This window comes from Caballeronia sp. Lep1P3 (genome assembly GCF_022879595.1).
Taxonomy (GTDB): Bacteria; Pseudomonadota; Gammaproteobacteria; order Burkholderiales; family Burkholderiaceae; genus Caballeronia.
The window spans coordinates 3,087,900-3,096,937 of sequence record NZ_CP084265.1; the positions used below are offsets into that span (position 1 = coordinate 3,087,900).

Here is a 9,038-nt window from a genome sequence, read left to right on the forward strand (position 1 = left end):
ATGGTGTATCTTTTATGCGACACTGACAGCAGGGGCTGAGTTTGTCTTCGCTCTGTAGCGAGTTCCAATAGCTACATCCTGGATGCCGAAGGCAGGATGTGAGCGCCGGGGGCATTTTTGGGGGCATCTTCCTTTTTGAAATCCCGTTGGTGGTTACTCCTGTTGGGGCTTCGGGATCAGTTGGATAGTCCTCCTCACCACGAATTCAAAAGGGCTTGGCTACGCGCCAAGCCCTTTCTCATTTCAGCACCGCGCTAGAGTGCCCCCACGTCAGGCTCACTGGGAGCGCGCCCGCCGCGCACATCACCGCGAGGCCGACCACATCATCACCCGCCGCGCCGATCTCAGCCGCACGCAAATAGAAACGCGCCATTCGCTGATCAACCTGCTCGCCGTGGCCGCCTTCATCCACCGCCCGATCCAGCAGCCAACATCGCCGAACCGAAAGGGCCGCCCGAGCACCTCAGCCGCCCGCCCCCTTCAGCACATTCCAGCGAATCGCAACTGGATCGCCCGTCGCGCTTCCGAGCGACGCCTCGCCATCCTGAACCGTCAACTGAAGACGCATCGTCCGTTCGGCCAGCTTGCCGAGCGCGTCCGCGACGCCGTCCGCGAGCGACCAGACCTCGACGTTCTGCAGCCGCTCGACCTTCGCCCTCACGCCCTGCCACCAGATATCCGCGGTCCTTCCCGCATACGCGATGATGACCACGCGGTCCGACCGCCCGCTCGCCTTCGCGATGCGTCGTTCATCCGGCTGGCCAGCCTCGATCCACAGTTGAATCCGTCCGGTAAGATCCTTTTGCCACAGGTCGGGCTCGTCGGTGTCGGAGAGTCCCTTGCAGAACTCGAGCCGCTCATCGGCGAAAAGGCCGAATGCCGCGACGCGAACCATCATCCGTTCGTCGGTTTCCGACGGATGTCGCGCGATGGTCAATGAATGATCGCCATAGTAGTGGCGATCCATGTCGGCGATCTGAAGATCGGCCTTGTAAATGGTGGATTTGAGAGCCATGCAGCAGTGAGCGCCGATACTTTCGACCGGCGAATGGGATTGATCGACAGCGGCACGGCGGGACGGCAGAAACGCCGCACATCGGACGCAACGCGAGTCCGGTATTGTGCGGCGAATCGATGCGGAAATGGAAGTGCCGAACGCATGCGAAGCGCCCGCCGGGCGCGGGCACGTTCAGGCGCGAATCGGAGATAGAGCGCGGTTTGGACCGCGCCAACGCGAAGCCGCTTATTGGTCGATGAATCGATCCGCGGTCCACATGCCTTGCGTGTCGTTATTCGCGGCGTTCACGAATTCGACGTCATGCCCGACCACACGCAATACGCGAAAATGCGATTCGACCGGCGTCGATATGCATTCAAAGCCTTCGAAGAATTGCTGCATCTTTTGATGCTCGCCGGCTCTCGCGTGTTCATCGGCTGAATCGAATTTGTCCTTGGATAAGCAGCCGTAGGAATTCGGCCGAAACTTGAACGTTTGTTGAGGCTGAACCACGCTGTCTTGAGCCTGCGCAGCCGAAGCCGCCACCATCAAGGCCGTCACGGCGAAAAGAGCATTGGCGCGTTTCTTCATGAATATAGCCTCCTAGCCAATTACTTCGACATTAGCTATGTATATAAAATGGTTTGCCGCAACGATCATCCTAATGAGAGTTTCTCAACTTGCAAGCACATGATGTGTGCGGTCGCAACAGGACAGAATGTCGCACCGATTTAGGAGGAAAATGACGGGCGTGCTTATCGAACGAATCGCCCGGCGCTTTCGTATTGACGGAAACGGAATACGCTCTCCCGCGCCATTTGCGGAAATACGTTCGCTCAATGGGCGTTTGTGCGCTGCATTATTGAAGGAAACGTGCGCGGCGAACTGTCTGCCAATTTGCGGCTCGCGCCGCAACCTGTCCGAACGGCCTATTGCCTCGCGGCGTCGTTCGTGGATAAATCGACGCATCGATTCCTGGAGACTTCGAATGACGCTTGCTCAATGGCTGCCGTTTGCTATCGCCTCGGCGATCCTCGTCGCGATTCCCGGTCCGACTGTGCTGCTCGTCGTGTCCTACGCGCTCGGTCACGGCCGCAAGTACGCGCTCGCGACGACCGTCGGCGTGGCGCTTGGCGATCTGACAGCGATGACCGCATCGATGCTCGGCCTCGGCGTGCTGCTCGCGGCATCGGCGGAACTGTTCGTGGCCGTGAAATGGGTCGGCGCGGCGTACCTGTTTTATCTCGGCATCAAGCTGTGGCGTGCTCCCGTGGTCGACACGGACGCCGTCAAGCCGAGCGGCGACCTGCGCACGAGCCGCATCATGGCGCACGCCTACGCCGTCACGACGCTCAATCCCAAGAGCATCATTTTCTTCGTCGCGTTCGTGCCGCAATTTGTCGATCCTCACGCGGCGAGCGTCTCCCAAATCGCGATTCTGGAGGCGACGTTTGTCGGGCTCGCAGCGGCTAACGCGTTCGCGTATGCGCTTCTCGCGTCCGGCGCGCGGCGCGCGATCCGCCGGCCGGCCGTCCAGCGGGCAGTGAATCGCACCGGCGGCGCACTTCTGATGGGCGCGGGCGTCTTTGCCGCAGCGTGGAAGAAGGCCGCATGAGCGAACCGGACGACTGGAGCGCGAGCGCGCGGCGCGTTTATTTCGGGCTTCTCGATGACTGGAACCGCCAGGACGCCGCCGCGATGGCTGCGCGCTTCTCAGAGCGCGGCAGCCTCGTCGGATTCGATGGCAGCGCAATCGACGGTCGCGCGTGCATCGAAGCCCATCTTCAACCGATCTTCGCCGCGCATCCCACGCCGCTCTTCGTGGCGAAAGTCCGCGAAGTCAGGCGCCTGGCGTCCGGGCAAACGCTGCTGCTGCGCGCGGTCGCTGGAATGCGACCGCGAGGCGCCAGCGAGTTGGAACAGCGCCTGAACGCGGTTCAGACGCTTGTGCTCGTACTTTGCGATGGGGCGTATCGCATCGAGATGTTTCAGAACACGCCGGCCGCGTTTCACGGGCGGCCAGAGGAGACGGAGAAGCTCACCGCCGAATTGCGCGACGCGGTTGGACCCGGCGCGCCATAGGGCTTATTTTCCGATGCAGAACCGGCTGAAGATCACGCCGAGCAGATCGTCCGACGTGAACTCGCCGGTGATTGCGTTGAAGTTATCCTGCGCGAGCCGCAATTCTTCCGCGAAGAGATCGAGAAGCTGCGACTGCTGGTTCGCGTGGTCCGCGGCGAACGCCAGATGGTCCCGCGCCTCGCGAAGCGCAATCAGGTGCCGTTCGCGCGCCAGATACACGCTCTCGGCGCCCGCGCGCCAGCCGGCAATGCCGAGCAATTCGTCCCGCAGCAGCGAGATGCCGTCGCCGGTCTTGGCCGACAGATTCACTTCGCGGCTGTCGCCATCGTCTTGGCCTGCGCGTACAGCGGCTGGCGCGCCGGCGAGATCGGTCTTGTTGAACACCCGAACCACTGGCACGCCATGCGGGAACCGCGCGGCAATCCCTTCGTCGTCGGGCGTCATTCCTGTCCGCGCGTCGAGCAGATGGAGCACCACATCCGCACGCTCGATCTCGCCCCACGTGCGCTCGATCCCGATGCGCTCCACTTCGTCCTCGGTCTCGCGCAGCCCTGCCGTATCGATGATATGCAGTGGAATGCCTTCCACCTGAATCGTCTGGGCGACCTTGTCGCGCGTGGTTCCGGCGATCGGCGTGACGATCGCGAGCTCCGCACCCGCGAGCGCATTGAGCAACGACGATTTGCCGACGTTCGGCTGTCCCGCGAGCACCACCGACATTCCTTCCCGCAAAAGCGCGCCCTGACTCGCGTCCGCGAGCACCGTTTCAAGCCGCTGACGGATGCGCGTGAGCTTGCCGCGCGCGTCGGCGGCTTCGAGAAAGTCGATCTCTTCTTCGGGGAAGTCGAGCGTCGCTTCAACGAGCATCCGCAGATTGATCACGTCCTCGACGAGCGCGTGAATTTCGCGCGAGAACGCGCCTTCGAGCGAGCGGCCCGCCGACCGCGCAGCCGCCTCGGTGCTGGCCTCGATCAGATCGGCGACGGCCTCCGCCTGGGCGAGATCGAGCTTGTCGTTCAGAAATGCGCGGCGAGTGAATTCGCCCGGTTCCGCGATCCGAAGCCCGAAGCTCCGGCCGACTTCGATCGCCCGTTGCAGAACGAGCTGCAATACGATCGGCCCGCCGTGACCCTGCAACTCCAGCACATGCTCGCCCGTGTATGAATGCGGCGCCGGAAAGTACAGCGCGATGCCGCGATCGAGCGCCTCGCCGTGTCCGTCGACGAACGGCACGTAACTGGCGTGGCGCGGCGCGAGCGGCTCACCGCATAGCGCGCGCATCGCTTGCTCGGCGGCAGCTTCCCCCGCGCGACCGAACGACAGCCGCACGACGCCGATTCCTCCGCGTCCGGGCGCGGTGGCAATTGCGACGATCGGATCGGTGTCGTTGCTCAACATAGTGGAAGCGGCGTAGTGGTGAGGTGCCGGCATTGTATCGCGGGCGTTTCGGGCGGGACCGCTAGGACGATTCTTGCATTATCTTAAAAAAGATACCGCGCCCGTTTAAATCACCGTAACGCCGACGATCCGACGCGCCCGGAAGCGGTCTGATTGCTGCTTTTGGGCAATAACAACCGTTTCGACAAAAAGATAAAAGTGGTCCACTGCGCGACATATCTAGCGCGCTTAGTTGACTATCAGGCAACGATTGGCTTGCACAATCAACCCCATGCCTACATCACAAGAAAAGGCCGATTTCTCCGAACGGCTCAAATTCTCGATGGCGCGCTCTCCCGAGAAGATGCGCGGCGCCACCGATCTCTCGAACAAATTCAATCTTCGATATCAGGGCGAACCGGTTTCGCCGCAGACGGCGCACAAGTGGCTCACCGGCCGTTCCATCCCGACTGCCGACAAACTGCAAACGCTCGCCGAATGGCTGAAGGTCGATCTGCACTGGCTGCATTACGGCCCGCCGCCGACCGGCACTTCACAGACCACGCCCAAGCCGCTCGCGCGCGACGAACGATATCCGGCGACGGAGGAAACGCTGGAACTGGCGTCGAAGATCGAAGCGCTGTCGCCGCATCACCGTTACTTGCTCGAGGAATTGATCGACCAGTTCTACGGCGGATTGAAACGATGAGCACGCACGCGCGTCATGCGACGAAATTTCCCAGTTTTCAGGGATATGGCTATCTTGCGCGGTTGATCGAAAAAACCGTTTGAATCCAGCAGACGCGCGCCAGCAAGCGCACGCCAGCAAGTTTCAGCTTTAAGTCGAAAGCTGAAACTTGGCCACGTCGCACCGGCTGCCCTCGACACTGCTGCCATCAGTACCCGGTCGATACAAACAGCCGTCGCCGCTCGCTTCCGACAGGCGACGCGCGATGAAGCTCCCCGCCTCATCGACGGCATCCCGAATTTCAATCACACGCTGTTTTCGCCGGGCAATGCGCAGCACGTCCACATCATGTGGAGCTACAAGTGCCCGCAACATCCGGTTTCCGAAACGACGATCAAGAACTGGTTTAACGCGGTGTTCCTCCCGCGCAAGAAGCTCTGGCCCGTGGTCGCGAGGCTGCTGAACCGGTCGGGCGACTGGCTAATGGACGGATTCGACGATGCGCCTCTTCCGGTCACAGGGGCGGCTCAGGCGCCGCGTTTTTTTGCTCGGACGATCTCGCCTGAGACACTGCACGGAAAGGTACGAAGCATTCAGGAAGCGATGCGTATTCTCGCCGCGCGAGTCCAGGAACTCGAGGATGCGCTGAGGTAGCCGGACGGGCCGGCCTCTGCCGCGCCTCAAATGAAAACGCCCGGCAATGCCGGGCGTTCGCACATCCAAACCGGAGTCAGACCGAAGCCCGAAACCGCGTCAAGCCATTTTCTTCCGGCCCTTGCCCATCATCCGCGTGATGTAGTACTGCTGCGCGATCGACAGCACGTTGTTCACCACGTAGTACAGCACCAGACCGGCCGGGAAGAAGAAGAACATCACCGAGAACGCGATCGGCATGAACATCATCATCTTCGCTTGCACGGGGTCGGGCGGCGTCGGGTTCAGCCTCGTCTGAAGGAACATGGACACGGCCATCAGCACCGGCAGAATGAAGTACGGGTCCTGTTGCGAAAGATCGTGAATCCAGCCGATCCACGGCGCGCCGCGCATTTCCACCGACGACAGCAGCACCCAATACAGCGAAATAAACACCGGAATCTGGATTACCACCGGCAGACAGCCGCCGAACGGATTCACCTTTTCCGTCTTATAAAGCTCCATCAACTGCGCGTTCATCTTCTGCGGATCGCTCTTGAAGCGTTCGCGAATCTGCTGCATGCGCGGCGTGATTTCCTTCATGCGCGCCATCGACTTGTAGCTCGCCGCCGACAGCGGGAAGAACACGGCCTTGATGAGCAGCGTGAGCAGCACGATCGCCCAGCCCCAGTTGCCGACGAAACCGTGAATCTTTTCGAGCAGCCAGAAAAGCGGCTTGGCGATGATCGTCACCATGCCGTAGTCCTTCACCAGTTCCAGGCCCGGCGCAATGCCTTCGAGCATGCGCTCTTCTTCCGGACCGGCGAAGAGGCGCGCATCGACCGTCACGCTTTGTCCCGGCGCGATCGTCTGCACCGCCTGCTGCACGCCCACGCGATACAGCGTCGGATCGATCTTCTGCACGTAGATGTCGCGATGCACGCCTTCCTTCGGAATCCACGCCGACGCGAAGTAATGCTGCACCATCGCGATCCAGCCGTTGTTCGCGGACGGCTCGAACGTAGCCTTGTTCTTGTCGATGTCGCTGAAATCGATCTTCTGGAAGTGCTTCTGCTCGCTGTAGACCGCCGGCCCGATGAACGTATGCGAGAAGCGCGGCGTCTCGACCGGCGTGTTGTCGCGCACGAGTTCCATATAGAGCTTCGGCGTGACGGGCGTCGTGCCGACGTTCTCGATCTTCGTATCGACGTTGATCACGTAGCTGCCGCGCGTGAACGTGTACGTCTTCACGACCTTCACGCCACCCTTCACCGGCGATTCGAATGCGAGCGTCAGCGTCTTCGCATCGCCCGACAGCGACGTCTGGCCGGGAACCGGCGTGAACACGTCGTTGTGATTCGGGAAGTCGCCGCCGAGCAGGCCCGTGCGCGCGAGATACGTGTGGTTCGCCGTGTGATCGAAGAGCGTGATGTACAGATTCGGCTGCTTGCCGTCACCTTCTTTCAGGAGCGACAGCTTCGACAGCGTGCCGCCGCGCGTGTCGATCTCGCCGGAATACACGTCCGTCGTGAACTTCACGAGTTGCGATGCCGCCGTCGCGGGCGGCGTCGACGTGCCCGGCGCGGCGCCTGCCGGCGCGTTCGTCAGTTCTGACGGCTGCGTGCCGGGCGTGGCCGACCCCGGTGCCGGATTGCTGGCGGTCTTCGCCGGCTGCGTCGCGCTCGGGAAGAACATCGACGGGCGCCCGTGGTCGCGCTGCCAGTTGTCGAACAACATGACAACTGACACGAAGAAGATGACCCATAGGACGGTGCGTTTGATATCCATGCGTTGTCTCAGTGTCGATCGATAAGCGCTTCAGCGCCGTTTAGTGGTGGTTGCTTTTCTCGCGCGGATCGCGCCGCCGCGTCCTGCGATCGGGGACAGTCAGGTCGCGGACCGGGCGTAACGGCGGAACCGGCTCGCGAAGCGGGCGGCGGCACGAGATCGACGCCGCCCGCCGAGAACGGATGGCAGCGGCAAAGCCTCTTTGCGGCCAGATACGTGCCGTGCGCGGCGCCATGATACTGGATTGCCTCGCGCGCGTAGTCGGAACAGGAAGGGTAGAAACGGCACCGGTTGCCAAGCAGCGGACTGATGGCAACCTTGTAGAAGCGCAATAACGCGATGAGTGCCGTTTGCATAAGGTTCGCGCTGCTCGCCTGGTCCACCGTGGGAGACAAACCGGACGCGGCCTGCGCTTCATGACCCCGACGGGCCGGATGAGTCGTCGACGGCGTTCGCGCGAGGCGGCGCCGTCACGGGTTCGGCCGCGCGGCGCGCTGCTTCGCGCACGGCACGGTCGAATAGAACGTCCAGTTCGCCACGGCACAACGCGCGAAGCGGCGGTGAACTTGCGCCCGGCATGGCCTTGCGGTCGATCTTCGCGTGCAGCCGCACGAGGATATCGAAGCCACGCAGCTCCTGGCGGCGCAGACGGAACGCCTCGCGCGCAAGCCGCTTGATCAGGTTGCGCGTCACCGCGCGCGGCGCCTGCTTCTTGCCGATGACGAGCCCGAGCCGCGCTTCGTTGCCCGTCGGCTTTCCGTACAGGACGAAGTGCGGCGAGCGTCGCCAGGGCCGCAAACGAAAAACGGATGAGAACTCATCCGTTTTCAGCAGCCTTGCGGCCTTGGGGAACGCGGCCGGCGCCGGCGAATGAACGATGTCCTGTCTCAAGACTTCTGTGCGGCGCTCGGCAGGCGGCTGCCTTAGATGGCCAGGCGCTTGCGGCCCTTCGCGCGGCGAGCGTTGATGACCTTGCGGCCACCCGCGGTCTTCATGCGAACGCGGAAGCCATGGGTGCGCTTACGGCGCGTCACGGAAGGTTGGTAAGTACGTTTCATGGTGCTCTCACTTGAGTTGATTGACCGCGCGGGCTTGGCTCCAGTGTGGTCACTGCAAGCGCGATGGCCGGAGGTTCAGGAATTCTGTTTTCGCGGAACCCGCTATTTAAACCGTTTTCCTATTGACCGTCAATAGTTTACCGCCTATCGCCGATTCAGCCGGCGCGCGAAAGCCCCGTTCGCCGTGATGATTTGACCCTGTGGATAACTCGCGCGCCCTGCGGGTTTGGCGTTAGAATCTCGCCTTACTCCCAAATATCCGCCCGCTGCTTCGGCCCGTCTTTCGCCCGCAAACCCTTGCCGCGTAAGCCTCCGGAGCATGCCTGCTTGGCTGTGCCGGGACTTGCCGGGCGCGCGTGCGCGCTTGGGCAAGCATGGCCGCAGGTGCGCGCAGCAACCATAACGACCGCATTCG

The 9,038-nt window shown here is 62.1% G+C and carries 13 protein-coding genes; 4 read left to right on the forward strand and 9 right to left on the reverse strand.

The window, feature by feature from the left end:
- Positions 1-238: 238 nt before the first annotated feature.
- The 3 genes from LDZ27_RS14495 to sap1 form a co-directional block, all read right to left on the reverse strand.
- A complete protein-coding gene (locus tag LDZ27_RS14495; RefSeq protein ID WP_244814749.1) occupies positions 239-412 on the reverse strand; it encodes a hypothetical protein in 174 nt (57 codons plus the stop codon).
- A 51-nt stretch (positions 413-463) separates the two neighbouring features.
- The gene (locus LDZ27_RS14500; RefSeq protein WP_244814750.1) at positions 464-1,015 is read right to left on the reverse strand and encodes a YaeQ family protein; all 552 of its coding nucleotides are present in this window, start codon (positions 1,013-1,015) and stop codon (positions 464-466) included.
- Positions 1,016-1,243: 228 nt separating this feature from the next.
- On the reverse strand, positions 1,244-1,588 hold the full coding sequence (sap1, locus tag LDZ27_RS14505; RefSeq protein ID WP_244814751.1) for a surface attachment protein Sap1: 345 nt from the start codon (positions 1,586-1,588) through the stop codon (positions 1,244-1,246).
- Between the two features lie 397 nt (positions 1,589-1,985).
- On the opposite strand from sap1, the gene LDZ27_RS14510 reads away from it, so the two are divergent.
- Complete coding sequence (locus LDZ27_RS14510) at positions 1,986-2,612, forward strand: LysE family translocator (protein WP_244814752.1); 627 nt, start codon at positions 1,986-1,988, stop codon at positions 2,610-2,612.
- Positions 2,609-3,079, forward strand: a complete 471-nt coding sequence (locus LDZ27_RS14515; protein WP_244814753.1) for an SgcJ/EcaC family oxidoreductase — start codon at positions 2,609-2,611, stop codon at positions 3,077-3,079. Before LDZ27_RS14510 ends, LDZ27_RS14515 begins: the two co-directional genes overlap by 4 nt.
- 3 nt (positions 3,080-3,082) lie before the next feature.
- On the opposite strand, the gene mnmE is transcribed toward LDZ27_RS14515, so the two are convergent.
- Positions 3,083-4,477 carry a tRNA uridine-5-carboxymethylaminomethyl(34) synthesis GTPase MnmE gene (mnmE, locus tag LDZ27_RS14520; protein WP_244816158.1) on the reverse strand — a complete coding sequence of 465 codons (1,395 nt, stop codon included), beginning with the start codon at positions 4,475-4,477 and terminating at the stop codon, positions 3,083-3,085.
- Between the two features lie 271 nt (positions 4,478-4,748).
- Between mnmE and LDZ27_RS14525 the strand changes: the two genes are divergently transcribed.
- Positions 4,749-5,165 carry a transcriptional regulator gene (locus tag LDZ27_RS14525; RefSeq protein ID WP_244814754.1) on the forward strand — a complete coding sequence of 139 codons (417 nt, stop codon included), beginning with the start codon at positions 4,749-4,751 and terminating at the stop codon, positions 5,163-5,165.
- 129 nt (positions 5,166-5,294) lie between these two features.
- Here LDZ27_RS14525 and LDZ27_RS14530 read toward each other — a convergent pair whose 3' ends face one another.
- On the reverse strand, positions 5,295-5,483 hold the full coding sequence (locus LDZ27_RS14530; RefSeq protein WP_244814755.1) for a hypothetical protein: 189 nt from the start codon (positions 5,481-5,483) through the stop codon (positions 5,295-5,297).
- A gap of 9 nt (positions 5,484-5,492) precedes the next feature.
- Between LDZ27_RS14530 and LDZ27_RS14535 the strand changes: the two genes are divergently transcribed.
- Complete coding sequence (locus tag LDZ27_RS14535; protein ID WP_244814756.1) at positions 5,493-5,798, forward strand: hypothetical protein; 306 nt, start codon at positions 5,493-5,495, stop codon at positions 5,796-5,798.
- Positions 5,799-5,897: 99 nt separating this feature from the next.
- Here LDZ27_RS14535 and yidC read toward each other — a convergent pair whose 3' ends face one another.
- Genes yidC through rpmH form a run of 4 tightly spaced genes read right to left on the reverse strand, consistent with a single transcriptional unit; the run spans position 5,898 to position 8,623 of the window.
- Positions 5,898-7,565, reverse strand: a complete 1,668-nt coding sequence (gene yidC / locus LDZ27_RS14540) for a membrane protein insertase YidC (RefSeq protein ID WP_244814757.1) — start codon at positions 7,563-7,565, stop codon at positions 5,898-5,900.
- A gap of 8 nt (positions 7,566-7,573) precedes the next feature.
- Positions 7,574-7,921: a membrane protein insertion efficiency factor YidD gene (gene yidD, locus LDZ27_RS14545; protein WP_244816159.1), complete on the reverse strand. Its 348-nt coding sequence runs from the start codon at positions 7,919-7,921 to the stop codon at positions 7,574-7,576.
- Between the two features lie 58 nt (positions 7,922-7,979).
- Complete coding sequence (gene rnpA, locus LDZ27_RS14550) at positions 7,980-8,456, reverse strand: ribonuclease P protein component (RefSeq protein ID WP_244814758.1); 477 nt, start codon at positions 8,454-8,456, stop codon at positions 7,980-7,982.
- Positions 8,457-8,488: 32 nt separating this feature from the next.
- On the reverse strand, positions 8,489-8,623 hold the full coding sequence (gene rpmH, locus LDZ27_RS14555; protein ID WP_004198824.1) for a 50S ribosomal protein L34: 135 nt from the start codon (positions 8,621-8,623) through the stop codon (positions 8,489-8,491).
- Positions 8,624-9,038: the final 415 nt, after the last annotated feature.

Bases quoted from the DNA above. Each gene is read 5' to 3' on its own strand.
- LDZ27_RS14500 (WP_244814750.1), bottom strand. From the start codon at position 1,015: ATGGCTCTCAAATCCACCATTTACAAGGCCGATCTTCAGATCGCCGAC.
- sap1 (WP_244814751.1), bottom strand. From the start codon at position 1,588: ATGAAGAAACGCGCCAATGCTCTTTTCGCCGTGACGGCCTTGATGGTG.
- LDZ27_RS14510 (WP_244814752.1), top strand. From the start codon at position 1,986: ATGACGCTTGCTCAATGGCTGCCGTTTGCTATCGCCTCGGCGATCCTC.
- LDZ27_RS14515 (WP_244814753.1), top strand. From the start codon at position 2,609: ATGAGCGAACCGGACGACTGGAGCGCGAGCGCGCGGCGCGTTTATTTC.
- mnmE (WP_244816158.1), bottom strand. From the start codon at position 4,477: ATGTTGAGCAACGACACCGATCCGATCGTCGCAATTGCCACCGCGCCC.
- LDZ27_RS14525 (WP_244814754.1), top strand. From the start codon at position 4,749: ATGCCTACATCACAAGAAAAGGCCGATTTCTCCGAACGGCTCAAATTC.
- LDZ27_RS14535 (WP_244814756.1), top strand. From the start codon at position 5,493: ATGTGGAGCTACAAGTGCCCGCAACATCCGGTTTCCGAAACGACGATC.
- yidC (WP_244814757.1), bottom strand. From the start codon at position 7,565: ATGGATATCAAACGCACCGTCCTATGGGTCATCTTCTTCGTGTCAGTT.
- yidD (WP_244816159.1), bottom strand. From the start codon at position 7,921: ATGCAAACGGCACTCATCGCGTTATTGCGCTTCTACAAGGTTGCCATC.
- rpmH (WP_004198824.1), bottom strand. From the start codon at position 8,623: ATGAAACGTACTTACCAACCTTCCGTGACGCGCCGTAAGCGCACCCAT.